This is a genomic window from Arthrobacter sp. JZ12, assembly GCF_035189165.1.
Classification (GTDB): domain Bacteria; phylum Actinomycetota; class Actinomycetes; order Actinomycetales; family Micrococcaceae; genus Arthrobacter_D.
On sequence record NZ_CP045246.1, the window covers coordinates 2,823,116 to 2,848,725 of the forward strand.

The window sequence follows — 25,610 nt, forward strand, 5'->3', positions numbered from 1 at the left end:
GTTTAGCGCTCCTCTCGGAATTCGACGTGCTTGCGGATCTTGGGGTCGTACTTCTTCAAAACCATGCGGTCCGGGTCGTTGCGGCGGTTCTTGCGGGTCACGTAGGTGTACCCGGTGCCGGCGGTGGACTTCAGCTTGATGATCGGACGTACGTCTTTGTCCTTGGCCATTAGAGCTTCACTCCCCGCGCCTGGATTTCGGCGACGACGGCGTCAATTCCGCGGACGTCGATGGTCTTGATGCCGCGGGCGGAAACCTGCAGCGTTACGTTGCGGCGCAGGGACGGAACCCAGTAGCGCTTCTTCTGAATGTTCGGGTCGAACCGACGCTTGGTGCGGCGGTGCGAGTGCGAAATGCTGTGCCCGAAGCCCGGCTCGGCCCCAGTCACCTGGCAGTGAGCTGCCATGACGATCCTCCAATGATTGAATAAAACAGGAAACAGCCAGTGCTACCTGCCATGGAAAGCAATCAGCGGCGCCCGTATGTGGCGGCTGAAGCCGCTTGGGACGCGCTATCCTGCGCAACCTGAGCCCCTAACTACCGGCCCTCGGGAAGGAAAAATCCCGCAAACCGGAGCGATTGCGCACGCTTCGCCAACTGATGCCCCTCTATTCTAGGAGCTGGCACGGTTTAAGACCAATTGCCCATGCAGCCGGATGGCCAGTCAGCCCTGCTGGGGGTCTTTCCGTCCGTCCCCGTTGACCACGGTGACTTCTCCGTCCTCGCCCAGCTTGCGGCCGGCGGGGACCTCGGCTTCGGAATCGACAATGGCGGTGCGTATCTCTGCCCCGGACCGGATCCGGACCCGGTCCAGTACCACTGAGTCGACGACGACGGCGCCCGCCTCGACGATCGCATCCGGTCCAATCACGCTGTGCCGGACCGTCCCCTCGACGCGCGCTCCGGGTGAGATGAGGCTGGAAGCTATATCAGCGCCGTCGCCGATGTAGGCGCCGAGCCGCCGTGGGCTTGCACTGAGGATTGGCCATTCCGGGTTGTCAAAGTCCAGGCCTTCTCCGGCCAGGAGGTCCATGTGCGCGCGGTGGTAGTTCTGGGGGGTGCCTAGATCCAGCCAATAGGACTCGAGCCGGTGCTCGGCCACCTTCGCGTTCTCAACCAGGTGCGGGATGAGCTGGTCTCCGTAATCCTCCAGTTGCCCATCCCGTTCCTTCAGCTCGGAGAGCGTATCCAGCAGGACGTCCGCGCTGTAGAGGAAGATTTCCGCAGCCACCAGGTCGGTGCGCGGCTTTTCCGGCTTGTACTCGAAACCGGTGACCAGCCCGTCCTTCGCCTCGACTACGCCGTGCTGGGAAGCGTCGCCGTCGAAGCGGGTGGTCACCATGGTGAGCGCCGCTCCGGTGCGCTGGTGGGTGCTGACGACATCGCGGTAATCGAGCCGGTAGAGATGGTCTGCGCTGAGCACCAGAACCAGGTCCGGTGCGAATTCGCGGATGAACTCCGCCTGCCGGTAGAGGCCGTCGGCGTTGCCTTCCGCGAAGCCCTCACCGTGCTCGCCCTGGAACGGCGGCAGGACCCGCAGTCCGCCGTTGGTTCGGTCCAGGTCCCACGGTCTTCCGTTAGCAAGGTGGTCGTTGATCGATTTCGGTTGGTACTGCTCCACCACCCAGACATCAGGGATGTGGCTGTGATGAAGGTTGGACAGCGGAATGTCGATGAGCCGGTACGTGCCGCCCACCGGCACCACGGGTTTGGCCTTGCGGTCGGTGAGGGCGCCAAGGCGCCCTCCGGTGCCGCCGGCGAGGATCACGGCCAGGACTGATGGTGGAGCTGTCATACTCGGTTCACTTCCACGCTGTTCGATTCCACTGCTGAATCCACGCTGCTGGATTCCACACTGTGCACTTCCGCGTTGTTCGATACCGGCTTCGCCTCCATCGACTGGCGGAGGATCCAGTGTGAGTTGTCCAGCCGAGCAAGAATCTTCTTGCCCACCCGCTCCAGGTCCGCGACGTCCTGCTCATCCAGCCCGTCGAACACCATGGACCGGACGTACTCCACGTGTTCCTCCGCGAGCCCCTGCAGGTTCTGGAGGCCCTCGGTTGTGATGGACGCCGTGGTGACGCGAAGGTCCCGGGTGCTCTGGCTCCGCTGGACCCAGCCGCGGCCCTCGAGCTTGGTGACCACGTGGCTCAGGCGGGACAGCGAAGCGTTGGATCGCGCCGCGAGCTCGCTCATGGGCAGGGTGCTCTCCTCCGCTTCGGAAAGCATCGCGAGCACGTGGTAGTCGAAGAGGGTGATCCGGGCACGCCGGTTCAGGTGCGCGTCCAAGGTTCCCGGAAGCATGGTGGTCACGGCGTACAGTGCCAACCAGGCCTGCCGCTCCGAGGGTGTGAGCCACCGGGTGCCTGTCATGGCAGTCATTCTTCCAGACCCGCCCGGGATACGCCTGATGTTTCCCGGCACCAGACCGGCTGGGTCAGAGTGGGATACTTCGGCTTGAGGGTGTCCCCGGAGGACTGCCTCCGCAGTCGCCTTCCCACCCAGGGGCCAAGATAATCGCGTGCCCATGCTGCGTCCTTGCGGAGCTGCGCCAGCCGGGACAGGGCGGGACGGCGTTCCAGCTCGGGCAACTCGATGGTGTGGGCGGACTTCAGCACCTCAAGGACCCGCACTGCCATCAGGGTGTGTCCCGAGGTAGCCATATGCATCCGGTCCGTGTCCCAGTAATCCCAGTTCTGGAACTCACGCAGTCGCCAGTAGTCCACAAGTTCGGTGTCGTGACGGTCGGCGATCTCCCGCACGAGTTCGTTGTAGATGGCGGTGCGGCCACGCGTCTTGCCGAAGACCGCGGACTTGGAGGAATCGAACCCGGTGAAGAGAACCACAGCCGCACCGCTGCCGCGAAGACGGGAGATACCGGCGTCGTAGTCCGCCAGAAGCGCATCAAGGTCGATGCGGGGTCGCAGGATGTCGTTACCGCCCGCGTAGATCGTGACGAGGGTGGGATTCAGGGCGAGCGCCGCGTCGACCTGCTCGTCGAGCACCTGGCGCAGCTTGCGCCCGCGGATGGCCAAATTGGCGTAGCCCCAGGACGAGTCGGCGAGAATCAGCTGCTCTGCAACGCGGTCGGCCCAGCCGCGGACACCATTGGGGCTTCGCTCATCCCAGTCCCCCACGCCCTCCGTGAAGGAATCGCCGAGTGCGACGTAGCGTTGCCCGAACTCGCCGCTTGCCGCCGAACTATCCAACCGCCTAGTCCTCCTTCTGGGACTCGGGGTGCTGGTTCTCGGCGTCGTACTCGCGCTGGGTGTGGTGCTCGGTCTCCGTGTAGGAGCCGTTGAACCCGGTGGCGTCACCGGTAGGGCGGGTGCCCGCAGGGTCCGGGAAAGTGGGCGAGCCGCCGAGGGGGTTGCCCTGCTGCCCCAGGTTGTCCCGCCGCTCCCCCTCCTGCCCGCTGGCTTCCTGCGCGCTGACTTCCTGCCCGTTGGCTTCCTGCGCGATGGCTTCCTGCGCGTTGGCAGGGTTGATGCTGGACTCGTCCTGATCCTTGGTCATAACTCCTCCTTCTGCAATCCCGCGGAACGCGGTTTTGGCCCACCCAGCATATGCCCGCGTACAGACGGGCACACGCCCAGGTGTCCAGACGCTAAGCTCGGTTACGAAATCATCTCACCAGGAGAATACCCATGGCTTCCTTGCCGGACACTGAGTCAGAAGCACGTACCGAGGAACATTCGGAGCGGAGGGTGAAGCGCGCCGCAGTCATCCTGAACCCGGTCAAGCCCACGGATGTGGACATCCGCGCCATCGTCACCGAACTGAGCCTCGAGAAGGGCTGGGAGAAACCCCTCTTCCTGGAGACCACCGTCGAAGACCCGGGCCACGGCCAGGCGAGGGAGGCTCTCAAGGCAGGAGTCGACGTCGTTATTGCCGCAGGCGGTGACGGTACCGTCCGCTGCGTGGCCGAAGAGCTCGCGGGAACTGAGACCGCGCTCGGTCTCCTGCCGCTGGGTACGGGAAACCTGCTTGCACGCAACCTGGACATCGCGGTGGACGATCCCCGCGGTGCAGTGGAAGCGGCTTTGGGAGGCACCGAGCGGCTCATCGACGTGGTGTACGTGAATATGGACCGCGCACAGGACGCCCACGTGTTCCTGGTGATGGCCGGCCTCGGGTTCGACGCTGCGGTGATGGCCAACACCCGGGACGACCTGAAGGACCGGGTGGGCTGGCTGGCCTATGTGGACGCCGGCATCCGCAATCTGCCCGGCAAGCCTTCGAGGGTGCGCATCACGCTGGACGGCAAGCGCCGCATCAACCGCCGCCTGCGCAGCGTCATGGGTGGGAACTGCGGCAAGATCATGGGCGGCCTGGAGATCTTCCCGGGCGCCAAGCTCGACGACGGACTCCTGGACATCATGACCGTCGCCCCCAGCGGCGCTTTCGGCTGGTTTGCGGTACTAGGCAAGCTCATCGCCAGGGGCAAGGGCAAGGATCCGTCACTCGAGTACTTCCAGTGCAAGTCCGCGGAGATCGAGGTTGTGGGCAGCCCGCTCGAGATTGAGCTCGACGGCGACACCCACGGCGAGGGCACACACATGGCTCTGCGCGTGGAACCGCAGTCGCTGAAGCTGCGCATGCCTTACGGCAAGAAGGACCCGGCGATCCTTACGAACCCCACACCGTAGTCCTAAAGGGGGTAGGCCGCCTCCGGAAAGGTGCATGCACTGCATGCACCTTTCGAAAAGACTCTCCCTAGCCCTCTGCCTTGCCCTGGCGCCAGTAGCCCATGAACGCGACCTGCTTACGGTCGATTCCGACGTCGCGCACCAGGTAGCGCCGCAGACCGCGGACGACGGCGGCCTCGCCGGCGATCCACGCGTAGAACGGCAGCGCGCCCGAGGGCTTGTCCGGGTTCAGGGAGCCGTCGAGTGCCGAGGCGTCTAGGAGCTGCGGTGTTTCCCACAGGATGGTCGTGTCGATGTCGATCTCCTCCGGCTCCGGCCCGGCGGCGCCGTTCGCAGCCGCACGAAGCGCCTGGCCGGACGGTGTGTCGGCACCGAGGCTCACCCTGAACGGAGCCGCCAATGAAACCCAGCCGGGAACCTTCACAGCCTGGCGGACGGCGGCGTCGAGCAGTTCACCGTGCGGGCGTCCACCGCGGACCAGCCAGCTGATGCCGACGTCGGACCGGGTCTGGATGTCCTGGCAGTCCGAACCGTCCGGCACCTCAAGGAAAGCGTGCCCGCGGATGTCCTCCGGCAGCGACTCAAGAATGGCGCTGATGGCAGGAACAGCGGTCTCGTCGCCGGCTAGCAGGACGTTCTGCGCCAGCCCCGGACGCCACTCGATGCCTCCGTAGGCTCCTGCGGTTGAGCAGGTGGCGGCGTGCACGTTGGGCCCGATGACCCAGACGCGGTCCCCCGGCGCTGCTGCCGCGGCCCACTGGGAGGCGGGGCCGCCGTTGCCGTCGGCGTCGAAGTGCATCACAAAATCAACATCGAGCTCGGGCACGTCCTGGTCGCACCGTGATTCCCGGACGGTGTAGGTGCGCATGGCACCGCGCTCGGCCGCATCGATGGCGAGCCACTGCTGGTACCAGCCGCTGCCGGCTCCGTCCATGAGTGCGCCCACATCCATGCACTCCCTGCCGGCCGGAGGAATCAGAACCTTGATGCGGAGGTCCAGGGTATGCCCCTGGACGCCGAAGTCCTCAAGGCAGGCACCCCCGAAGGTGATCCGGCGGAAGTTCGCTCCTACAGCCTCCACCCGGCGCACCTCGACGTTGAAGGCGCGGATGGCCGGCGTCGTGCTTGAGGCCGAAGCCTGCTTTCCGGCATCCCGCGCCGATGCGCCGCGTACGGCGGTTCGGCGGGTAGGACGGGTTGTGCTGACGTCGGTCACGATGCTGCCTCCATGATGGGTGCGGATAGCCCGTCCTGCGGGTTCGGTAGAAATCCGGGGCGTTGCCGGGGGTCCTCGTTCTGCTGTTTCTGCTGCGTGCGAGAGTGGTGGCGTCCGATAGGCACCACCATGGGCGTGCCGGACACCGGGTCCTCGATCACACGGGAATCCAGTCCGAAGACCTCGGACACAGTCTTCTCAGTCACAACCTCCGACGGCATCCCCTGCGCCACGATCCGACCGCCCTTCATCGCGATGAGGTGGTCGGCGTACCGGGCGGCGAGATTGAGGTCGTGCAGCACGATCGCCACGGTTGTTCCCGCGCGGCTGTTGAGGTCGGTGATGAGGTCGAGGACTTCGACCTGGTGCGTGACGTCGAGAAAGGTTGTGGGCTCGTCGAGCAGGAGAATGTCAGTCTGCTGCGCCAGTGCCATGGCGATCCAGACTCGCTGGCGCTGGCCGCCGGATAGCTCGTCAACGTTGCGGTCGGCCAGTTCAAGGGTGTCGGTGACGCGCATTGCGGCGGCGACGGCGTCGTCGTCGTCAGGGGTCCAGGAGCGGAACCAGCCTTGGTGGGGATAGCGGCCGCGGCCCACGAGGTCCGCAACGGCGATACCGTCCGGCGCCACCGGCGTCTGCGGAAGCAGGCCCAGCGTCTTTGCCACGGCACGGGTCGAGAGGGAGTGGATGTCCTTGCCGTCCAGCAGCACGGTTCCTGAAGCGGGTTTGAGGAGACGCGCCAGCCCGCGGAGCAGGGTCGACTTGCCGCAGGCGTTTGCGCCCACGATCACGGTCACCTTGCCCTCAGGCAGCTCGACGGTTAGACCCTCGACCACCGTCCGGTTGTCGTAGGCGAGGGTCAGGTCCTTGGCGTTCAACCTCATGTCAGCCTCCCTGGCCGGATCGGTTGGATGTGGCAAGAAGCCAGAGGAGGAACGGTGCGCCGAGCACGCCCGTGATCACTCCCACCGGCAGGGAAACCCCGGGGATCAGGTTGGCTCCCACGAAATCGGCGCCGAGGACAATCACCGCGCCGACCAGCGCTGCGGTGAGCAGCGGGCGGTGACCGCCGAGGAAGCGCCGGGCGATCGGCCCGGAGAGGAAAGCGATGAAGGAGACGGGCCCGGCTGCCGCCGTCGCAACCGCCGCAAGCAGCACCCCGGTGACGACGAGCGCGAGCCGCGACCGCTCCACGCTGACTCCCAGGCCGGCTGCGGCATCGTCACCGAGTTCCAGCCCGCGAAGGGGCCGGGAGAGCACGACGACGACGGGTACCAGGACCGCGAGCGCGAGCGCCAGGACGGTCAACCGCTCCCAGTTGCTCTGGTTCAGCGAGCCGTTGAGCCAGACGAGGGCCTCGGACGCGAGGTTGATGTCGGCGCGGGTCAGCAGGAAGCTCACGATTGACTGCAGGACGGCCGAGAACCCGATCCCCACGAGGATCAGCCGATAGCCTGCCACTCCCCCGCGCTTCGAGATGGCGTAGATGGCAAGCGCGATTACCAAAGCTCCCACCATGGCCCAGCCGGCGAGCGGCAGCCCGGAGGCCCCGAACAGGACGATGGCCAGGACGGCGGACGCGCTTGCTCCGTAGCTGATGCCGATGATGTCCGGGCTGGCTAGGGGGTTGCGGAGCATGGTCTGGAAGATGGCTCCTGCCACCCCGAAGGCCGCACCGATCATGGCGCCGATGAGGACGCGCGGGATGCGGTTTTCCATCACGATGAAGCTGGCCCCCGGGATGTCCGCGCCGCCGATGATCCGGAAGAAGTCCGGAATAGTGACGGTGTAGCGGCCGAGCAGCAGCGTGACGGAACTGAAAAGGATCACGAGGAAGACCAGCGCACCGAGCTTGACCGCGCGCTGGGCGCGTACTTTGCGGCGCTTGGCAAAGGCCGAGCCCGGGGTAGCCGCATTTGCGGCAGCGGGAGCAGGTGTGCGGGTCGCGGCGCTCACAGTTCAGCCAGCTTCCGGCGTCGGACCAGCCAGATGAATACGGGGGCGCCGATGATCGCGGTGACGATCCCAACCTGCACCTCGCCCGGGGGAAGGATAATCCGTCCCACGACGTCGGCCACCAACAGGAGAACCGGCGCCAGGACCATGGAGAAGGGCAGGATCCAGTGGTAGTCGGGCCCGGTGAACGCGCGCACCACATGCGGAATTACCAGTCCGACGAAGGCGATCGGTCCCGCTGCCGCGGTGGCCGCGCCACAGAGAATGACGACGCCCAGTGCCGTGAGCGCGCGGGCAAGCACAACGTTCTGGCCCAGTCCGCGTGCAATGTCGTCACCAAGGGACAGGCTGTTGAGCACCTTGCCGGTGAGGAGGGTCAGGATGATGCCGACGGCGAGGAACGGGATCAGTGGCCCGATGACGTCCCAGCCTCGTCCGGATACGGTGCCCACCTGCCAGAACCGGAAGGTATCGAAGGTCTGCCTGCTGGAAACCAGCACAGCGTTGGCCAGGGAAACCATCCCGGCTGAGAGCGCGGCGCCGGCGAGGGCGAGCTTGACGGGAGTGGCGCCGTCACGTCCCAGACTGGCGACGGCGTAGACCAGCAGGGCAGCCGCCGTCGCGCCCAGGAACGCAAACCAGATGTACCCGGTGAAGTTGGTGACGCCGAAAACGAAGATACCGATCACCACGGCGAGCGCGGCGCCTGAGTTTACGCCGAGAATCCCGGGATCGGCGAGCGGGTTACGTGCCACGCCTTGCATGGCAGCTCCGGCAAGTCCAAGAGCGGCGCCGGCAAGGAGGCCGAGTACCGTTCGCGGCAGTCGCGAAAGTACGACGGCGTGGTCGCCGTTCGACGGATCGAACTGGGTCAGTGCCTGCAGGAGGATCTCAATGCTGATTGCGCGGGCACCGATCGCCAGGGACGCGATCCCGGCGAGGAACAGTACAAGAAGGCACGCGACGAACAGGAGAACCCTACCCCCATGCAGGGGACGCCGACGCCGATGGTTGAGGGCAGGCGAGGAGGCAGGGGCATCCAGTGCCATGCGCGCCTCCTCAAGCCGGTACCGGGGTCGGTTCGAACTTAAGTAAGGCTAGCCTATGGTGACAAGCATTAGGAAACGGTTCTGTTCGCTATTTCCGTGGCTTTCGCGCAGTTCGGCGACCCGGTGCTCAGCCGAGCTGCCGAAGCTGCACGAAAGCTCCGGAGATCAGGAGGCCGGAGCCGGCGGTGTGCCGCGCCCGAAGGGGCGTCCCCCGAGCCGTTCGCGCTGGTGCTCGGTGTACCAGTTCTCAAGTGACGGACCCTTTGGCACAATCCGGGTGGGATTGATGTCCTCATGGACCACGTAATAGTGCTTCTTGATCTGATCGAAGTCCACGGTGTCACCGAAGCCGGGCGTCTGGAAGAGATCGCGGGCATAGCCCCACAAAGCCGGCATCTCGGTGAGCTTGTTGCGGTTGCACTTGAAGTGACCGTGATAGACGGGATCAAAGCGCACCAGTGTGGTGAATAGCCGCACATCCGCCTCGGTGATGGTGTCTCCCACCAGGTACCGCTGTTCCGTCAGCCGCTCCTCCAGCCAGTCCAGAGCGGTGAACAGGCGATCGTAGGCTTCCTCATACGCCTCTTGGGAACCCGCGAAACCACACCGGTACACGCCGTTGTTCACTTCCGTGAACACCCGCTTGTTGACGGCGTCGATTTCCTCCCGCAGATCTTCCGGATACAGCTCCGGCGCTCCCTCGCGGTGGTACTCGGTCCACTCGGTTGAGAAGTCCAACGTGATCTGCGGATAGTTGTTGGTTACAACGGCGCCGCTTTGCACATCGACAATGGCCGGAACCGTGATGCCCCGGGAGTACTGCGGGTCGCGCTTGAAATAGGCGTCCTGCAGCCGTTCGATCCCGAGGACAGGATCCTTGCCATCAGGGTCGAGGTCGAAGGTCCAGGACCGCTTGTCATGGGTGGGTCCAGGCGTTCCGAGGGAGATAGCGTCCTCGAGGCCCAGGAGCCTCCGCACGATGATCGAGCGGTTAGCCCAGGGACACGCGCGCGCGGCGATCAGCCGGTACCGGCCCGGTTCGACCGGGAAGCCGTCGGCACCATCCCGGGTGATACGCGTTTCGATGTAGTTGGTGTCCCGCGTGAATTCTTCACCTTCGTTGACGTAGGCGCCCTTGGTGCTGTGTTGGGATTCGCTCATGCGCTCACCCTAACTGCCGAGGCTCTGCAGGAGCGCCATGCAGGATGCCTCGCACCGTCGGCAGGCTTCAGCGCAGATTCTGCAGTGGTCGTGCATCGAGGCGTGCTGTTCACACTCCTCGGCGCAGTTCCGGCACGCCTGCACACAGGCCTCCAGAAGTGGCCGCAGGACGGCCGGATGATGGCCTCCCTGCCGTTGCAGCATGCGCGCTGTGGCCAGGCAGATGTCCGCGCAGTCCTGATTGGTGCGGATGCAGTGCCGCAGGTCCTCGATACCTTCCTCACCGAGGCAGGCATCGGCGCAGCTGCCACAGGTAGCCACGCAGTCGAGGCACGCCTCGATCGCAGCTGCCAGGTCTCCGGCCTGCAGGTGCCCTGAGGGCCTGGGGTGGGCAAGAATCATGTCTGCGATGGAAGTCATTTTCCGCCTCCTTACCGGTTCGCCTTGTCGCGGCCGTACTCGTTGCGGAGCTCCCGACCGCGGTCGACGAGCTCAATGTGCTTGTCCCGCTTCTTGTCAGCCTGTTTGGTGTCACGCGGCGGCAACTGCACGGTTTCTTCTGCCTTGATGCCGGCCTGCAGTTCGCGCCCACGTTCCAGCTCGGCGTCGAACTCTGCACCGAAGAGGAGCGACAGGTTCGCCAGCCACAGCCATAGGAGGAAGATGATGACGCCCGCGATTGCACCGTAGGTTCGCTCGTAGTTTCCGAAGTTGGCAACGTAGAACGAGAAGGCAGCCGTGGTCAGCGCCAGGACCACCAGGGCGATGATGGAACCAATGCTCACCCATTTGAACTTGGGCTGCTTCAGGTTCGGAGCCGCGTAGTAGAGGACCGCGATCATCAGTACGGCGAAGAACACCATGACGGGCCACTTCGCGATGTTCCAGATTGTCACCGCGGTGGAACCGAGGCCGATGGCATTTCCCACACTCTCAGCGATCGGGCCGGACAGGATCAGCAGGAGTGCCATCAGCACGACGAGCAGCAGCACCACAACAGTGATCAGCAGCATGGTGGGGCGGAGCTTCCAGAAGGGACGTCCCTCCTCAACCTCGTACATGCGGTTCATTGCGCGGGAGAAGGCACCAACGAATCCGGATGCGGACCAGATGGCGCCGACCAGACCGATGATGAAGGTAAAGCCCGCCGCGCTTGACGAGGTCAACTGCTGCACCGTCGGTTCAAGGGTTTGCTCAGCGTCGGGTGAGACACTCGACAGGATGTTTAGGACGGCATCCGTGGTTGCCTGGCCCTGGCCGAAGAGGCCGAGGATGGACACCAGCGCCAGCAGCGCCGGGAAGATGGCAAGGACCGCGTAATACGTCAGCGCGGCCGCGAGGTCCGTGCACTGGTCCTTGCTGAATTCGTTGATGGTCCGCTTGAAGATGTATCCCCAGGCCGGTTTTGCGATGTCAGTCGGATCGTCCGGCTTTCGGGAGTCATCGGGGTGCGGGCTTGAGGCTGCCTTCGCCTGTGTGGCTTCCTCTGCCGAATCCGCCTTCGCGGGATCTTTAGTGCTCACGTTTCTACCTCCGGTTCAGAATCACCTTTCCCCACCGAACCATAAGGATACTTACTATTGCAATAAGGGGTCGAGGCTTTAGTGTGGATTTCAGGGTCCAGGGCTTCCAAATCGATCGAGAGGGTCCGCATGCGCATCGCCGTCATAGGGGCAACAGGCAACGTGGGCACGGCGCTTCTGCGCAGGCTCCAGCAGGCCCGCGAAGAGAACCCGGGCATTGAACTGGTGGGGGTCTCCCGTCGTCAGCCCTCCCTCGAGCACCACCCCTACGCCGGGGTTGAGTGGCACACCGCCGACGTCGGCACCGACGCGGGGCGCGACAGCCTCACCTCCGCACTGAAGGGGGCCGACGCCGTCGTGCACCTTGCCTGGGCAATCCAGCCCAACCGGGACGAGGAAGCGATGCATCGCACCAACGTCAAGGGCACCGAGAACGCGCTGCAGGCCGCGGCCGACGCCGGTGTGAGGCACTTCGTCTGCGCCTCTTCGGTAGGCGCCTACAGTCCGGCGCGCAAGGATCAGCTGGTGAGCGAGGATTGGCCCACCGGCGGCATCGCAACCTCGCACTACAGCCGGCACAAGGCGGCCCAGGAGGATCTCCTCGACGCCTTCGAACGCGATTTCCCGGAAATTCCTGTGGCGCGGGTGCGCCCGGGCCTGATCTTCCAGGCCGACGCTGGAGACGAGATCGGCCGGTACTTCCTCGGCCCGCTCGTCCCCAAGTTCATCCTCAACAAGCTGGCGCTGCCCATCCTCCCCATCCCGTCGCAACTGGTGTTCCAGGCAGTGCACGCCGCGGACATGGCGGATGCCTACTGGCGGATCATCGACCAGCGCGCCTCTGGCGCCTTCAACATAGCCGCGGATCCTGTGCTGAACCCTCGCATACTCGGCGGCCTGCTCGGCGCCAAGCGTGTCTTCGACCTGCCGGTTCCGGTGCTTCGGGCGGTGGTGTCGGCGTCGTGGTCGCTGCACCTCCAGGCCACGGACCCGGGGTGGATCGATATGGCGGCGCAGGCACCCGTGATGAACACTGACCGTGCGCGCACGCTGCTGGGCTGGGAACCCACCCGGTCTTCCGTCGCTGCAGTGCGCGAAGTCATTGAGGGCCTTGCCTTCAAGAACGGCGTGAACGCATCCCCCAGCCTGCGCTCCGGACGCTAGCTCCTCCCCGCCCTGCCCCCGTGTCCTATCTCCAACCTTACCTGCACGATCTCACCGGTGTCTTCAGCGCTCCCATCCAGGCGTGGGCCGATCCCACCGGGCAAATCCGGAACGACGGCGCGCAGGGCATCTCCTGCGGTGATGACCGAGTCATCCGCTCCGCTGTCCTGACGGTCAATGGGCGGGAGCCGGACTGGGTCTCCACGCAGGTCCGTTCGACCCGGCGGATCGATTACCTTCACTTCGTCAGGGTGGAGTCGCAGGTAGCCGATCCCCTCCTGCACCTGATCCGCAGCCGGAGCGCTGATGCATCCGGCGTAGCGGAGCGGCTCCGCTTGGAATCCGCGTTCGACGTTCCCGTGCAGCAGCTGGTGAGCCTGGTATTGGAGGCCGACAACGCTCCAATGGAGAGGGTCAAGTCCGGCACCGCGGGCCAGTCGGGACTCTCACTGTCCAGTTCACGGTGGAACTGGAGGGATGAGGACACGATCGCGGCACTCGAGGCACCCGGAGCGGAAATTGAGTACGACGGCGACCGCGTCACCCTCACCTGGCAGGTGGAGGTGGCGCCGGGCGGCGCCGTCGAACTGGACTGGCGGCTCACCGTGTCGGATGCAGGCGCACCGATGGTTGCGCCGCGCGGAGCGGAACTGCAAACTCCCGCAGTCAAAAGCAATGCTCTGCAGCGGCTCCTGAACCGCTCGATCTCGGACCTGAACAGCCTCCGCATGGCCTCGGCCGACCGGCCCGACGACAGCTTCCTCGCCGCGGGTGCGCCCTGGTTCTTCACCATGTTCGGCAGGGACTCGCTCATCTCTGCGCGCCTGCTTTTGCCCATCGACCAGGCTCTGGCCGGAAGCACCCTCCGCGCACTTGCGGCCCGGCAGGGCCGGCTTACGGATCCGGACACCGCGGAACAGCCGGGGAAGATCCTGCACGAGGTCCGCCGTGGCACGCTGTCCTTCACCGAGGGGAATTCCGGCATCTCGCTTCCCCCTGTCTACTTCGGCACCATCGACGCCACGCCGCTGTGGATTTGCCTGCTTCACGACGCCTGGCGGGCCGGCCTGCCGGAGCCGGAGGTCATAGACCTCCTGGACAACCTTGAGCGTGCGCTTGCCTGGTTGCGGGACCACGGAGATTCCGACGGCGACGGCTTCCTCGAGTACCTCGACGAGAGCGGACACGGCCTCGCCAACCAGGGCTGGAAGGACTCCGGCGACTCAATCCGCTGGCATGACGGATCCCTGGCAGATGGTCCGATTGCACTTGCGGAAGTCCAGGCCTATGCGTACGAGGCAGCACTTGGCGGGGCGGCGCTGCTGGATGCCCTCGGCCGGCCCGGCGGCGAGGAGTGGCGGCAGTACGCGCACACCCTCCAGGAACGGTTCCGCGAGCAGTTCTGGTGCACCGACCGCGAGGGACCGTACCCGGCCATCGCGCTGGATGCCTCGAAGCGGCCCGTTGACGGAGTAGCGAGCAACATGGGCCACCTGCTCGGCACCGGCATCCTGAATGCCGAGGAGTCGGCGCTGGTCGCACGCCGTCTTCTGGATCCCACCATGTTTTCCGGCTACGGAATTCGGACGGTGTCGACGACGAACGGCGGTTATTGGCCCACGCGCTACCACGCAGGCTCGGTGTGGAGCCACGACACGGGCATGATCATCAGCGGGCTCCTCAAGGACGGCTTCGCCGAGGAAGCCGCCGCCCTAGCCGCAGGTCTCCTCAAGGCGGCCGAAGGTTTCAACTGGCGGCTGCCCGAGCTCTTCGCCGGGCACGCGGCGTCGGAAGTCTGGCCGCCGGTGCCCTATCCGGCGTCCTGCCGCCCCCAGGCGTGGGCGGCGGCGTCGTCGGTTCCTATTGCCCAGGCGCTGAAGGCGCTGTGAGCGCTGTGACCGCTGTGACCGCTGTGACCGCTGTGAGCGCTGTGAGCGCTGTGAGCGAACTGAACAGCAGCGGATGAATTCAAGCGCCGGGTTCCGGCTCCGGGCCGAGGAGCCAGCTGAGGGCCTGGGCCTCGTCAGAGAAGTACCGGCTGGGCGTGGCGGCACGGTAGTTGAACGCAGTCATGACCCTGGCCACCTCATCCGAGCCCAGCACCGCGGTGCGGCTTGAGCAGGTTTCCTCGAGGAGCAGCTCCCTCGCCTCGGTGCTGATGCCGCTCACAGCGTCGATGTGCACCAACAGTGGGCGTTTGCAGTCCAGGGAGACCGACTCAACCGCTGACACACTCGCCTGGACATCGGAGAGCTCCATCTGAACCCCTGGATGCCAGCAGAGCCGCAGGAAGTCGCCCTCGTCGGTCAGGTCGAAGCGCGGCTGCCAGCCGGATGAAGTTGTCATATCCAAATCCCCCCACTGGATTATCAGTTGGAATGCCCCGGAGTCCGAAGCCAATCGATCGCAGCGGCCGCGGCCGGAAAGTAGCGCGTGGGGAAGGCCGGCTGGTGAACCTCCCTGAAGTACTGGGCGATTGTTCGGTCCACTGCCGTCGGTCCCACAATCGCCAGTGCCGACACGTTGAGGTCGTTTGCCAGGATGGCGAGCGCCGCGGCATCGAGCGAGACCATCGAATTCAGGATCGCCACCATCGGCTCACACACGTCAGGGTTGACTTCTTCGAGCCGCTGGACCAGCTCCCGTGCGTCCCGCTCACTTACCGTGACGCCCCTGTTCCACTCCACCCGAACGAACCCGTCGTCACGGCGCAGGACAAACCGGTGCTCCGTCTGATCCGCGCTCACGCCTTCTCCCGTCGTTGGCTGCTGAAGGAAAATCTATCGTGTGAAGAGGCGGTCGTCGTGCAGGGAGCCGCGCGAAACGTCGTCGTCGGCTTGTGAAAAAGCAGAAGCCGACGACGGCGGCACCGCCTCCCAGCGCTGCCGTGGCAGCGCCTCCGGGAAACCGGACTGGATGAACCCGACCATCTGCTCGCGAACCAGGCACTGCAGGTCCCAGAGCGCGCCGCTGTCGGCGGCGCTGATGAGGATCCGTGCGCGGACCAGGCCGTCCGTCGCCTGGGTGATCTGCAGCTTCCCGTTGCGGCCGTCCCATAGCTCCGAGCCGTCGAGGATTTCCTGCAGGCGCGTGCGCATGGCCTCGATCGGCACCCGCCAGTCAAGGTCCAGTTCCACGGTGCCGAGCAGCTCCGAGCGGCGCCGGGTCCAGTTCTCGAAGGGCGTGGAGGTGAAGTAGGTGGAGGGAAGGATGAGCCGGCGTTCGTCCCACGATTGCACCACAACATAGGTCATGGTGATTTCCTCGATGGTTCCCATCTCGCCTTCCACTAGGACCACGTCATCGACGCGGATGGCGTCCGTGAAGGCGAGCTGGACACCGGCGAAGACATTGGTCAGCGAACTCTGCACCGCGAGTCCCGCAACGATCGAGATCAGGCCGGCCGAAGCGAGGATGCCGGCACCGAGTGCGCGTACCTCGTCAATGGTGAGCAGGATGCTGGCCAGGGCAAGGGTGATGATGACCGCAACGGCCACCCTGCGCGCGATCATGATTTGGGTTGTGAGCCTGCGCGCCAACCGGTGGTCCCGGCCTGAAGCCGCGTAGTGCCGCAGCACGACTGTCTCGATTACGGACAGCACCGCCACCAGCAGCCAGGTGAGCGTGACTATGAGCGCGAGCACGAGGACATAGTCCACGGGCGGGAACCAACCGGCGTCGGACGCTGTTGCGCCCAGGGCAATCCGCGCACCAAGGACGGCCAGCGCCGCCTGCAGCGGACCGCGGACCTTGCCGGTTGCCTCGCGGACGGCCGGCACTTTCCGGAGTGCGCGGGCCGCCACCCGGCGGATGATCCAGGCCAGCACGACGGCGGCGAAAACGGCGCCTGCCACGGCAAGGAAGGGAGCAATCATCTCGAGAAGGTCCATGACCCTACCGTCTCAAACCTCCCCCGGGCTCCTCCAAATCGACGCTTCCGATCAGGCACCGGCTCAGTAGAGGAAGAACGCGAACCACTCGCGGTTGTGTGCATGGAGCAGGACCAGGAAGAGCACGAAGTCAAACAGCAGGTGCACGCTGACGATGTAGCTGAGCGACTTGGTCCGGGAGAAGATCCACGCCTGCACAAGGGCGAACGGATAGATCAGCAGCGGACCCCAGGCGTGAAAGCCCAGCTCCCATAGGAACGACGTGAACAGCACTGCCTGCAGCACATTGGCCTGCCACTCGGGCAGGTGCCTGCGCAGCAGCGTGAAGGCGGTGCAGATGAAGAACAGTTCGTCCCAGATCCCTAGGACGTTGGTGCCCAGGAACAGTCGTGAGATCGTGCTCGGAGACGACGCCGCGGGCCAGTTCTCATAGACCCCGGTGGGGACCATGTACACAGGCAGCACCAGGTACCCGATAACGACGACGGCAAGCAGGTACCAGCGCTCGGTGCGGTTCCATTTCTGGCCGGTGAGCACGGGGAACCGAATGGCGTGATCGCGGAAGACGAACCGCGACAGTGTGTAGGGAACGCCCACTGCGAGGACCATCGCAGTGCCCATGATCGCCATATGGCTGAAGCTGATGTCAGTGGTGATGGGGACAGCGCTGATAATTACCAGCCCGATGGCGAGGCAGGACAGGTCCCGGAGCAGGGAGTTGCCTACCGCCCCCGGCCACTTCCCCGATCTCCGACCCCCCGGCCGGAGAACCACGCTGCGGCGAGCGCCAGCGCCAGCACCGCGTACCCGGCGAAGCGCTGTTCAAGTGCAAAGGTGAGGAACCCGGAAACAGACACCAGCGCCGCCGGAATGACCGGCGCCAGGCGGGGTCGAGCATCGAGGCGCGCCGGAGGGGTCATGGTTCGAGCTTACGCCCTGCCGCGCCTGCCGGTTACGGCCCTACACTTGCACAATGGCAGACAGCGCCGTCCAGGGGAATACCCGTGAAAAACGCATGGGAAATGCCCGCGAAAAGCTCATCGCGGACACCCTCGTGGATGCCTTCAAGCCCCTCATGGAGGCCGACCCCCGGGGCTTCCGCACCAAGTTCCGCAGGATGGCAGCCGACCCCTTCGCGTTCTACCGTGGAAGCGCCTGCCTCTTCTACTGCGACATGAAGGATCTCAACGACCGCTGGGCGGATGAACGAACCGCGCGGGTCTGGATCCATGGCGACCTGCACGCCGAGAACTTCGGTACGTACATGAGCAGTACGGGGGAACTGGCGTTCGACATCAACGACTTCGACGAGGCCTACCTTGGCCACTTCTCCTGGGACCTTCGGCGGTTCACCGCCTCGCTCGCGTTGTTGGCCTGGCAGAAGGCGCTCCCCGAGGAGGCTGTCCGTTCCCTGATCCGCACCTACCTGTCCGCCTACCTGGACCAGGTCGGCCACTACGACGACGTCGGCCATGACGACTTCGGCCTGCACCTCTCGAGCACCGAGGGCGCTATTCACGGCGTGCTGCTGACGGCGCGAGCAGCGAGGCGCACGGACCTCCTCGATGCCATGACCCTGGTGGAGGACCACGAGCGCCATTTCCGGCGGAGCAGGAATACCCGGCATCTCGACGAGGAGGAGTACGCCAAAGTCAACGCGGCCTTTGAGGACTACCTTGGAACAATTCCGAAGGACAAGAAGTCGGCGCGGCAGGTGTTCTACTACGTGAAGGACATTGTCGGCAGTACGGGTTTCGGGATCGGCAGCGCCGGGTTGCCCGCCTACAACGTTCTGATCGAGGGCTACAACCAGGCGCTCGAGAACGACATCATCATCTCGATGAAGCAGGGAAATGTCGCTGCGCCCAGCCGCATCGTGACCGATGAACGGGTGCGCTCCTACTTCAAGCACGACGGGCACCGCACAGTAATCAGCCAGCGGGCCCTGCAGGTACACACCGATTCATTCCTCGGCTACACCACGATCGACGGCGTGGGCTTCGTTGTGGATGAACTCTCCCCCTACAAGGCCGACCTACGGTGGGACGCACTGACGGAGCCGGACGAAATCGGTCCGGTGCTTGTCGACCTGGGTAAGGCGACGGCGAAAGTGCACTGTGCCTCCGACGAGGACAGCGACCAGGATCTTGTGAACTTCCAGACAGAACGGGCCATCCTGGATGTGACTCAAGGGCGGCGGGAGGAATTCATCGAAGACCTGCTGGAATTCTCGCTGGACTACGCGCGTAAAGTCCGCGACGATCACGCTCTGTTCGTGGACGCTTTCCGGGAGAACCGCATCCCCGGCATTCCCTCCATCTAAGTCCTCCTTGATCCTCAAGGAGAGTCCCTTCCCGGCGCACCATCTCTGTTACCGATGTGACGCAGTACACGCTCGGTGGGTTTGGTTTTCGAATTAGGTAAGACATACCTTACTTAATACCGGGCCGGCCGGTTCCCCATCCGATCCATCCTTGGAGTCTCTTCGTGAAAAATCCCGGAAAGCTCAGCGTGCTCGCCGCGCTGGCGACGGCTGCCCTGACCCTTTCAGCGTGCGGCGGATCCGCTGACGCCGACAGCAACTCCGGCGGCACAACGGAGGGCACCAACTCCTCTGCCACCGTTACCGTTGAGCATGCACAGGGTTCCACCGAGGTCCCGGCCAACCCCGAGAACGTCTACACGTTCGATCTCGGAGCGCTGGACACGCTGGACAGCCTCGGCGTCGACGTGACCGGCGTTCCCGAAGCGGCATTCCCCGAGTCCCTGGCGGCCTACGCATCGGATGAATACACCAAGATCGGCTCGATGAAGGAGCCGGACTTTGAAGCAATCGCTGCCGGTGCGCCGGACCTCATCATCATCTCTGGCCGCACCGCAGATTCCTACGACAAGCTCAGCGAGATCGCCCCGACCATCGACCTCAGCGTCGACCAGGCTGCCCCGATCGAAAGCTTCAAGGAAATCAGCACCACACTCGGCGAGATCTTCGGCCAGGAAGACGCCGTTGCCGACCGGCTCGCCGAGATCGATTCGACGATCGGTGAGGCCAACGAGAACGCGAAGAATGCAGGAACCGGGCTGGTCATACTCACCAACGCGGGCGAAATCACTGCCTACGGCGCCGGCTCCCGCTTCGGCCTGATTCATGACGTACTCGGTGTCCAGACAGCCGCGGACGTCAAGGCCGAAGGTTCCCACGGCGAGTCCGTCTCCTTCGAGTTCATCGCCGAGGCCAACCCCGACCACCTGTTCGTCATCGACCGCGATGCAGCCCTGGGCGAGTCCGGCGAAGCCGCTGCGGCAGTCCTCGACAACGAACTTGTGAACGGCACCACCGCCGCCCAGAACGACCAGATTGTCTACCTGGATGCTGCGAGCTGGTACCTCGTGGGCTACGGCCTGGGCAACGTTGAGGCCATGGTCTCCTCGGTCAACGACGCGCTGGCCGGCTAACTCACATCCATTGAGCCGCTGGTGCCGGCCACCCGCAGGGTGGCCGGCACCGCTCCTCCCATGATCACCGAACTCTCTCCAACGGATACCCAGCCGACGACGCCGCGCCGCCGCGTCCTGCTGCTGCCCGCCCTGGCGGTGCTCGCCGTCGTCGTTCTTTCCATCACCAGCCTCTTCATCGGGGTCAGTGACGTCTCGATCTCCACCCTGCTCTCGGACTCCTCCGACGGCACGGCGGGCCGCATCCTGCTCATCAGCAGGATTCCGCGTACGCTCGCCATCCTCCTGACCGGGATCGCGCTTGGCGTGGCCGGCCTCCTGATGCAGTTGATGGCGCGCAATAAGTTTGTTGAGCCCTCCACTGTGGGAACGGTCGAGTCAGCCATGCTCGGCATCCTCGTCGTCACCATACTGGTGCCGGCGGCCCCGTTGCTCGCGAAAATGGGAGTCGCGGCCGTCTTCGGCGTCGCCGGCACCGCCCTGTTCCTGTTGATCCTGCAGCGCGTTCCGCTGCGCAACACGCTGGTGGTTCCGCTGGTCGGCATCATGCTGGGCGGCATCGTCGGGGCCGTCACCACGTTCTTCGCCTACCGGTTCGACCTTCTGCAGAGCCTCAACAGCTGGATGGTGGGCGACTTCTCAGGTGTACTTGCCGGCCGCTACGAGTTCCTCTGGCTGGTGGGGGCCCTTGCCGTAGTGGGCTACATCGCGGCGGACCGCTTCACCGTGGCCGGGATGGGAAAGGACTTCACCACCAACCTCGGGCTCAACTACCGCGGCGTGATGGCCCTGGGTCTGGTGCTTGTCTCGCTTATCAGCGCCGTCGTCGTGGTGACGGTCGGCGCCGTCCCCTTCCTCGGCCTGGTGGTGCCCAACCTTGTGTCGATGCTGATCGGCGACAACGTGCGCCGGTCCGTACCCTGGGTTGCGCTGCTGGGAGCGGGACTCGTCCTGGTCTGCGACATCCTCGGCCGGCTCATCCGGTACCCCTATGAGATTCCCGTAGGCACCGTCCTGTCCGTGGTGGGAGCGGCCACCTTCCTGTACCTGCTGCTGAGGAGCCGCCGTAATGTCGCCTGACACCCTGCCCGCCGCAGTAAGGGCACGACGGCGAACTCCCCTGAAAACCCTCGGCCCCGGCACCTGGATACTCATCCTTAGCGTCGCCGTCGCTGCGCTTGTGGTTACGTTCATGACCATCGACCTCAAGGGAAACCTCGGGTACGTCCTGCCGCTGCGCGCCAACAAGGTTGCTGCAATGCTGCTGGTCGCCTACGCCGTCGGCATCTCCACCGTGCTGTTCCAGACTGTCACAGGGAACCGAATCCTGACGCCGTCGATCATGGGGTTCGACGCGCTCTACATCCTTCTGCAGACGTTCCTTGCCTTCACGATCGGCACGCAGGCGCTGATGACGATGGGAGCGGGCACGCGCTTCATTCTGGAAGTGGTGCTGATGGTCGGCTTCTCCTGGCTGCTCTACCGGTGGCTCTTCGTCGGCGGAGGGAAGTCGCTTCACCTGGTGCTTCTGGTCGGCATTGTCTTCGGCACGCTGTTCCGTGGGATCTCCTCGCTCCTGCAGCGTCTGATCGATCCCAGCGAGTTCGTTGTCCTCCAGGACCTCTTTTTCGCGAGCTTCAACAATGTGGACTCCTCCCTGTTGGGGGTTTCCGCCCTGACCATCCTTGCGGCCAGCATCGCCGGCTGGCGCATCCGCAACCGGTTCGACGTGCTGGCCCTTGGGCGCGAAACCGCGGTCAACCTTGGGGTGAACCATCGGACGACCGTTACGCAGGTCCTCGTGATCTGCTCCGTCCTGGTTGCTGTGTCCACGGCGCTGGTGGGCCCCATCACCTTCTTCGGACTGCTCGTCGCTTCTGTCGCCTACCAACTCTGCTCGGTGTTCCGACACCGGTATGTGCTGCCCATCGCGGTGCTGCTGGGCGCCATCGCGCTTCTGGGGGGCCAGCTGACCCTTGAGCGGATTTTCGGCTTCGATACGGCGCTCAGCATCGTCATTGAATTCATCGGCGGGATCGTCTTCATCGCCCTGCTCCTGAAAGGTTCGGTCAAATGATCCAGCTGAATGGCGTATCCAAGGCGTTCGGCGCAACCACCGTCGTCGACTCCGTCACTGCCGGCATTGCTCCGGGAGGGATCACGTCGATCATCGGCCCAAACGGCGCCGGCAAATCGACCCTGCTGTCGCTGATGAGCCGGCTGCTCCCGCTGGACAGCGGCTCTGTGGTGATCGAGGGCATGGACATCACGACGACGGCGAGCAATACCCTGGCGAAGAAGCTGGCTATCCTGCGCCAGGAGAACCAGCTCACCGTCCGCCTCACTGTCCGGGACCTCGTGGGCTTCGGCCGGTTCCCGCACAACCAGGGCCGCCCCACCCCTGACGACCGCGCCCACGTGGAACGTGCGCTGGACTACCTGGACCTCGGCCTCCTCGCGGACAGATTTGTCGATGAACTGTCCGGAGGACAGCGTCAACGTGCCTTCATTGCCATGGTCCTGGCCCAGGACACCGATTACATCCTGCTCGATGAACCCTTGAACAACCTCGACATGAAGCACGCGGTGGACCTGATGCGCATGCTGCGGCGGACGGTGGACGAATTGGGCAAGACCGTGGTTCTTGTCATCCATGACATCAATTTCGCCTCCTGCTATTCCGACCGCATCATCGCGATGCGCGATGGAGCTGTTCTCCACGAGGGCACTCCCGCGCAACTGATGCATACGTCCCTGCTGCGCGAGATCTACGACATCGACATTCGGATCGAGGAGATCGCGGGCAACCGTATCGGGGTCTACTTCTCCTGACGCTTCCTCCTGAGCCTCCTGCTAATGTGGGACCGGAATCACTACAAAGCTTGCTTATCAATGGCGCTGCAGCCCGCACGCGCCGTACTGGGCAGTGAGGAGTAGGTATGGCAGATAAGAAGTTTTCCGTCACGGAGGAGTCGGACAGCAAGCACCCGCACGACTGGGGCAGGGCGATGTCAGTAGCGATCAGCCGGCTGGTCGAGATGGCAGAAGAGGCCGGTGACGTCGTCGAGCACGAGAACCTCTACGGTGAGGATCTTCATCTCTACGTCACCGAAACAGCCGGGGGCGCGGACATCACCATGTCCTGGACCCCACGTACTTCCAACAAGTCGGATTCGTCCGGAGAGGAGCAGTCATGAGCAGCCAAAACCCGGATCCGGAGAAGGAACACATCACGGGCCTTGAACCGGGCGGCGGGGTGCCTCCCGGAGAGACTCCTCCCGCGGAAGGCAGCACCAACATGACGCAGGGGCACGAAGAGGACGCACCGGGCAAGGCTGCGTCCCGGATCTGGCTGGTCCTCATCGGCATCTTTGTGCTTCTGGGCCTGCTGTACTTCGTAGGGTACATAGCAGGCCTCTTCAGCTAAGTTGCACGGCAAAGGCCCGGACTGTTTCAGTCCGGGCCTTTGACGTTCACTGGCTCAGGCGCGGTAATACGTGCGCAGCTCGTCTTCCTGCTCTGCACTCAGCCCTTCGACCGACTTGAAGTCAGGCGAGTCCTTGATCTTGTCCCGTGAGACAGCCACGTACAGGTTGTCGCCGTCGAGCCGCGCTCCGGTCAGCGGCACGAAGTGCTCCCTGGAATCAAGCAATCCGAGGCCCACCGTGATCCATGCGGGCCGTCCGGAGATGCCGTCGAGGTGCACCTGCGTGACGTTGCCCAGCTTCTCCCCGTTCGCATCCCACGCGATGGCTGTCTGTAGTTCCTCCATACCGAGCGGATCCATGATGCCTCTCCTGTCCGTCGCCATGACCAGCTAGTACCGGCCAAATAACAAGTACCCTTACCATTCCAGTGCATCAGGAGGCAGTTCGCAACGTTGATGCAAGAAGGGGCAGTCCGGAGGAGTGCCCTTCTTGTCGGTTTGGGTCAGGCTGCGTCAGCCGCCTCGGCAGCTTCATTGATCATTGGCAGCCACTTGTCGAGCGCCCAGGGCAGGCTGAGCGGGCTTGCAGCCGAGATCGAAAGCGTAAGCGTGTTATCGGCGTCGGCCACCAGCGCACCGGACTTCACAGCCGGAATCTGGCCGAGCAGCGGGTCGTCGGCGATAGCCTGCTTCGTAGCGTCGTCGGGAACCCACGTGACGAACACGTCGGACTCGAGCTCATCCGCGCGCTCGGCAGACCAGGGGAAGAAGAATTCTTCACCCTTGGTGTTCTCGGAAACGACGGCGGCCAACTCCATGCCAAGCTGCGTCAGGAACCGCGGTCGGTTGTCGCCCTCGGTGTAAATGTTCACGCCTTCGGCGCTGGCCGGTTCGAGGTTGCCGAAGATGAAGGACTTGCCCTGGATGGCCGGATATTCAGCTGCGGCCTCCGCGATCCGGGCTTCCGTGTCGGCGACCAGCTTCTCGGCTTCCTCGGTAAGGCCAAGAGCCTCACCCGTCATCGTCGTGGAGTCCTGCCAGGCGGTGCCATACGCGGCGTCCGGGTAGGCCACCACCGGAGCGATCTCGCTCAGCGTGTTGTATTCCTCTTCGGTCAGGCCGGAGTAGGCCGCGAGAATGACGTCAGGGTTGGTGGCAGCTATCTCATCAAAGGCGATCCCATCCGTCTCCGAGTACTGCACGGGCGCGTTCTCGGAGCCGATAGCAGCATCGAGTTCCTCGAGCTTGGCGTCCTTCCAGGGCGTGGAGCCGTTCTCGTTTGCGCCGTAGTCATCCAGCGGCATACCCACCGGCACCACGCCGAGTGCCAGCGCGACGTCCGCGTTCACCCACGACACGGTTGCAACGCGCTCGGGCTTCTCCTCGATAACGGTCTCCCCAAAGGCATGCTCGATGGTGACCGGGAAGGCGTCGGCAGAGCCGGCCTCATTTGCGCCGGCTGCTTCGGAGCCGCCGCCGGCGGGTCCTGTCGAGCAGGCGGAGAGGGACATTACCGCGACTGCAGCCGCAGCCAAAAGACCGCGCAGACGTGTGGGGGCCATGGGAATCCTTGACTTTCGTGACGGGAACGGACCGTCGGAACGATACGAAAGTAAGGCTAACCTACCCTCCAAACATTACGAAATGCTTGTGTTGCGTAATAGCTAGTCCCGAGCCTTGCGGGTTTCCCGATCGTTGGCTTTCTGGATTGCCTCCACGAGTTCTTCCTTGTTCATCGTGGAGCGCTTGGGAATGTCGAGGCGCTTCGCCACCTCGTACAGGTGCTCTTTGGAGGCGTTCGCGTCCACTCCCCCGGCGGTTTCCCTTCCGGTGCGTGCGCCGCCCTCGGCCTGCTTGTCGGACGGGCCGTTCTTGTCCTTCTTCTCCCAGTGGTCGCCGACCTTCTCGTGGGTGTGCTTCAGAGCGCTGTATGCGGTCCGATGCGCCCGCTCACCCTCGCCGTAGGTCTCCTCCGCTGAGTCCAGGGTCTTGGCGAAGGTTTCCTGCGCCTTCTTGTCCGACCGCTGCAGGGTGCTGGGCAGCTCCTCAGTCTTGACCTTGCCTGATTTCGTCACCTTGGGCATCTGTGCCTCCGTGCTGGTTCCGTACCCGTTCAGGG

Annotated in this window: 30 protein-coding genes and 1 pseudogene; 11 read left to right on the plus strand and 20 right to left on the minus strand. The window is 64.4% G+C overall.

What is annotated here, in order from left to right; all coding sequences use genetic code 11:
• Positions 1-2: 2 nt before the first annotated feature.
• From rpmG to GC088_RS13160, 6 genes and pseudogenes are all read right to left on the minus strand, one after another.
• Entirely contained in the window at positions 3-170 is a 168-nt protein-coding gene (rpmG, locus tag GC088_RS13135; protein WP_078026306.1) for a 50S ribosomal protein L33, read from the minus strand.
• Entirely contained in the window at positions 170-406 is a 237-nt protein-coding gene (rpmB, locus tag GC088_RS13140; RefSeq protein WP_026545364.1) for a 50S ribosomal protein L28, read from the minus strand. The genes rpmG and rpmB overlap by 1 nt, the downstream gene beginning before the upstream one ends.
• Before the next feature lie 258 nt (positions 407-664).
• On the minus strand, positions 665-1,795 hold the full coding sequence (locus GC088_RS13145) for a glucose-1-phosphate adenylyltransferase family protein (RefSeq protein WP_323959438.1): 1,131 nt from the start codon (positions 1,793-1,795) through the stop codon (positions 665-667).
• Between the two features lie 101 nt (positions 1,796-1,896).
• Positions 1,897-2,373, minus strand: a pseudogene (locus GC088_RS13150) (MarR family winged helix-turn-helix transcriptional regulator); the annotation flags it as partial.
• A 5-nt stretch (positions 2,374-2,378) separates the two neighbouring features.
• Positions 2,379-3,209 carry an SGNH/GDSL hydrolase family protein gene (locus GC088_RS13155; RefSeq protein ID WP_323959439.1) on the minus strand — a complete coding sequence of 277 codons (831 nt, stop codon included), beginning with the start codon at positions 3,207-3,209 and terminating at the stop codon, positions 2,379-2,381.
• 4 nt (positions 3,210-3,213) lie between these two features.
• Positions 3,214-3,516 (minus strand): hypothetical protein, encoded by a 303-nt coding sequence (locus GC088_RS13160; RefSeq protein WP_323959440.1) that lies wholly within the window; start codon positions 3,514-3,516, stop codon positions 3,214-3,216.
• 131 nt (positions 3,517-3,647) lie between these two features.
• On the opposite strand from GC088_RS13160, the gene GC088_RS13165 reads away from it, so the two are divergent.
• Positions 3,648-4,649 carry a diacylglycerol/lipid kinase family protein gene (locus GC088_RS13165; protein WP_323959441.1) on the plus strand — a complete coding sequence of 334 codons (1,002 nt, stop codon included), beginning with the start codon at positions 3,648-3,650 and terminating at the stop codon, positions 4,647-4,649.
• Positions 4,650-4,716: 67 nt separating this feature from the next.
• On the opposite strand, the gene GC088_RS13170 is transcribed toward GC088_RS13165, so the two are convergent.
• The 5 genes from GC088_RS13170 to GC088_RS13190 form a co-directional block, all read right to left on the minus strand.
• Complete coding sequence (locus GC088_RS13170) at positions 4,717-5,865, minus strand: siderophore-interacting protein (RefSeq protein ID WP_416377467.1); 1,149 nt, start codon at positions 5,863-5,865, stop codon at positions 4,717-4,719.
• Entirely contained in the window at positions 5,862-6,749 is an 888-nt protein-coding gene (locus GC088_RS13175) for an ABC transporter ATP-binding protein (RefSeq protein ID WP_323959442.1), read from the minus strand. Before GC088_RS13175 ends, GC088_RS13170 begins: the two co-directional genes overlap by 4 nt.
• A gap of 1 nt (position 6,750) precedes the next feature.
• Positions 6,751-7,821 (minus strand): FecCD family ABC transporter permease, encoded by a 1,071-nt coding sequence (locus tag GC088_RS13180; RefSeq protein WP_416377468.1) that lies wholly within the window; start codon positions 7,819-7,821, stop codon positions 6,751-6,753.
• Entirely contained in the window at positions 7,818-8,870 is a 1,053-nt protein-coding gene (locus GC088_RS13185) for a FecCD family ABC transporter permease (protein WP_323959443.1), read from the minus strand. The genes GC088_RS13180 and GC088_RS13185 overlap by 4 nt, the downstream gene beginning before the upstream one ends.
• Before the next feature lie 165 nt (positions 8,871-9,035).
• Positions 9,036-10,031: a glutathione S-transferase family protein gene (locus GC088_RS13190; RefSeq protein WP_323959444.1), complete on the minus strand. Its 996-nt coding sequence runs from the start codon at positions 10,029-10,031 to the stop codon at positions 9,036-9,038.
• Between the two features lie 102 nt (positions 10,032-10,133).
• Between GC088_RS13190 and GC088_RS13195 the strand changes: the two genes are divergently transcribed.
• Positions 10,134-10,409 carry a hypothetical protein gene (locus tag GC088_RS13195; protein WP_323959445.1) on the plus strand — a complete coding sequence of 92 codons (276 nt, stop codon included), beginning with the start codon at positions 10,134-10,136 and terminating at the stop codon, positions 10,407-10,409.
• A gap of 53 nt (positions 10,410-10,462) precedes the next feature.
• On the opposite strand, the gene GC088_RS13200 is transcribed toward GC088_RS13195, so the two are convergent.
• Complete coding sequence (locus tag GC088_RS13200) at positions 10,463-11,554, minus strand: YihY/virulence factor BrkB family protein (RefSeq protein WP_323959446.1); 1,092 nt, start codon at positions 11,552-11,554, stop codon at positions 10,463-10,465.
• A gap of 129 nt (positions 11,555-11,683) precedes the next feature.
• Here GC088_RS13200 and GC088_RS13205 point away from each other — a divergent pair, with 129 nt between their 5' ends.
• On the plus strand, positions 11,684-12,718 hold the full coding sequence (locus tag GC088_RS13205; protein WP_323959447.1) for an NAD-dependent epimerase/dehydratase family protein: 1,035 nt from the start codon (positions 11,684-11,686) through the stop codon (positions 12,716-12,718).
• Between the two features lie 20 nt (positions 12,719-12,738).
• Positions 12,739-14,607, plus strand: a complete 1,869-nt coding sequence (locus tag GC088_RS13210) for a glycogen debranching N-terminal domain-containing protein (protein WP_323959448.1) — start codon at positions 12,739-12,741, stop codon at positions 14,605-14,607.
• 79 nt (positions 14,608-14,686) lie between these two features.
• Here the strand turns inward: GC088_RS13210 and GC088_RS13215 are convergent, their stop codons facing one another.
• The 5 genes from GC088_RS13215 to GC088_RS13235 all read right to left on the minus strand — a co-directional run bounded on the left by GC088_RS13215 (position 14,687) and on the right by GC088_RS13235 (position 17,528).
• Entirely contained in the window at positions 14,687-15,064 is a 378-nt protein-coding gene (locus GC088_RS13215; protein ID WP_323959449.1) for a DUF7793 family protein, read from the minus strand.
• A 23-nt stretch (positions 15,065-15,087) separates the two neighbouring features.
• Entirely contained in the window at positions 15,088-15,465 is a 378-nt protein-coding gene (locus GC088_RS13220; RefSeq protein WP_323959451.1) for a DUF7793 family protein, read from the minus strand.
• Positions 15,466-15,498: 33 nt separating this feature from the next.
• Positions 15,499-16,608, minus strand: a complete 1,110-nt coding sequence (locus tag GC088_RS13225) for a mechanosensitive ion channel family protein (RefSeq protein WP_323959452.1) — start codon at positions 16,606-16,608, stop codon at positions 15,499-15,501.
• Between the two features lie 63 nt (positions 16,609-16,671).
• Positions 16,672-17,238 (minus strand): CPBP family glutamic-type intramembrane protease, encoded by a 567-nt coding sequence (locus GC088_RS13230; RefSeq protein ID WP_323959453.1) that lies wholly within the window; start codon positions 17,236-17,238, stop codon positions 16,672-16,674.
• 92 nt (positions 17,239-17,330) lie between these two features.
• The gene (locus tag GC088_RS13235; protein WP_323959454.1) at positions 17,331-17,528 is read right to left on the minus strand and encodes a hypothetical protein; all 198 of its coding nucleotides are present in this window, start codon (positions 17,526-17,528) and stop codon (positions 17,331-17,333) included.
• A gap of 53 nt (positions 17,529-17,581) precedes the next feature.
• On the opposite strand from GC088_RS13235, the gene GC088_RS13240 reads away from it, so the two are divergent.
• From GC088_RS13240 to GC088_RS13270, 7 genes are all read left to right on the plus strand, one after another.
• A complete protein-coding gene (locus GC088_RS13240; RefSeq protein ID WP_323959455.1) occupies positions 17,582-18,931 on the plus strand; it encodes a DUF2252 domain-containing protein in 1,350 nt (449 codons plus the stop codon).
• 164 nt (positions 18,932-19,095) lie between these two features.
• Positions 19,096-20,064, plus strand: coding sequence for a siderophore ABC transporter substrate-binding protein (locus GC088_RS13245; RefSeq protein WP_323959456.1), 969 nt, complete (start codon positions 19,096-19,098; stop codon positions 20,062-20,064).
• A 60-nt stretch (positions 20,065-20,124) separates the two neighbouring features.
• Positions 20,125-21,144, plus strand: a complete 1,020-nt coding sequence (locus GC088_RS13250) for an ABC transporter permease (RefSeq protein ID WP_323959457.1) — start codon at positions 20,125-20,127, stop codon at positions 21,142-21,144.
• Positions 21,134-22,141: an iron chelate uptake ABC transporter family permease subunit gene (locus GC088_RS13255; protein ID WP_323959458.1), complete on the plus strand. Its 1,008-nt coding sequence runs from the start codon at positions 21,134-21,136 to the stop codon at positions 22,139-22,141. Before GC088_RS13250 ends, GC088_RS13255 begins: the two co-directional genes overlap by 11 nt.
• The gene (locus GC088_RS13260; protein WP_323959459.1) at positions 22,138-22,896 is read left to right on the plus strand and encodes an iron ABC transporter ATP-binding protein; all 759 of its coding nucleotides are present in this window, start codon (positions 22,138-22,140) and stop codon (positions 22,894-22,896) included. Before GC088_RS13255 ends, GC088_RS13260 begins: the two co-directional genes overlap by 4 nt.
• Positions 22,897-23,003: 107 nt before the next feature.
• Positions 23,004-23,261: a hypothetical protein gene (locus GC088_RS13265; protein WP_323959460.1), complete on the plus strand. Its 258-nt coding sequence runs from the start codon at positions 23,004-23,006 to the stop codon at positions 23,259-23,261.
• Entirely contained in the window at positions 23,258-23,491 is a 234-nt protein-coding gene (locus tag GC088_RS13270; RefSeq protein WP_323959461.1) for a DUF6480 family protein, read from the plus strand. Before GC088_RS13265 ends, GC088_RS13270 begins: the two co-directional genes overlap by 4 nt.
• A 54-nt stretch (positions 23,492-23,545) precedes the next feature.
• On the opposite strand, the gene GC088_RS13275 is transcribed toward GC088_RS13270, so the two are convergent.
• The 3 genes from GC088_RS13275 to GC088_RS13285 form a co-directional block, all read right to left on the minus strand.
• The gene (locus GC088_RS13275; protein WP_323959462.1) at positions 23,546-23,851 is read right to left on the minus strand and encodes a PRC-barrel domain-containing protein; all 306 of its coding nucleotides are present in this window, start codon (positions 23,849-23,851) and stop codon (positions 23,546-23,548) included.
• A 143-nt stretch (positions 23,852-23,994) separates the two neighbouring features.
• The gene (locus tag GC088_RS13280) at positions 23,995-25,053 is read right to left on the minus strand and encodes an iron-siderophore ABC transporter substrate-binding protein (protein WP_323959463.1); all 1,059 of its coding nucleotides are present in this window, start codon (positions 25,051-25,053) and stop codon (positions 23,995-23,997) included.
• 102 nt (positions 25,054-25,155) lie between these two features.
• Complete coding sequence (locus tag GC088_RS13285; protein ID WP_323959464.1) at positions 25,156-25,575, minus strand: ChaB family protein; 420 nt, start codon at positions 25,573-25,575, stop codon at positions 25,156-25,158.
• Between the last annotated feature and the right edge of the window lie 35 nt (positions 25,576-25,610).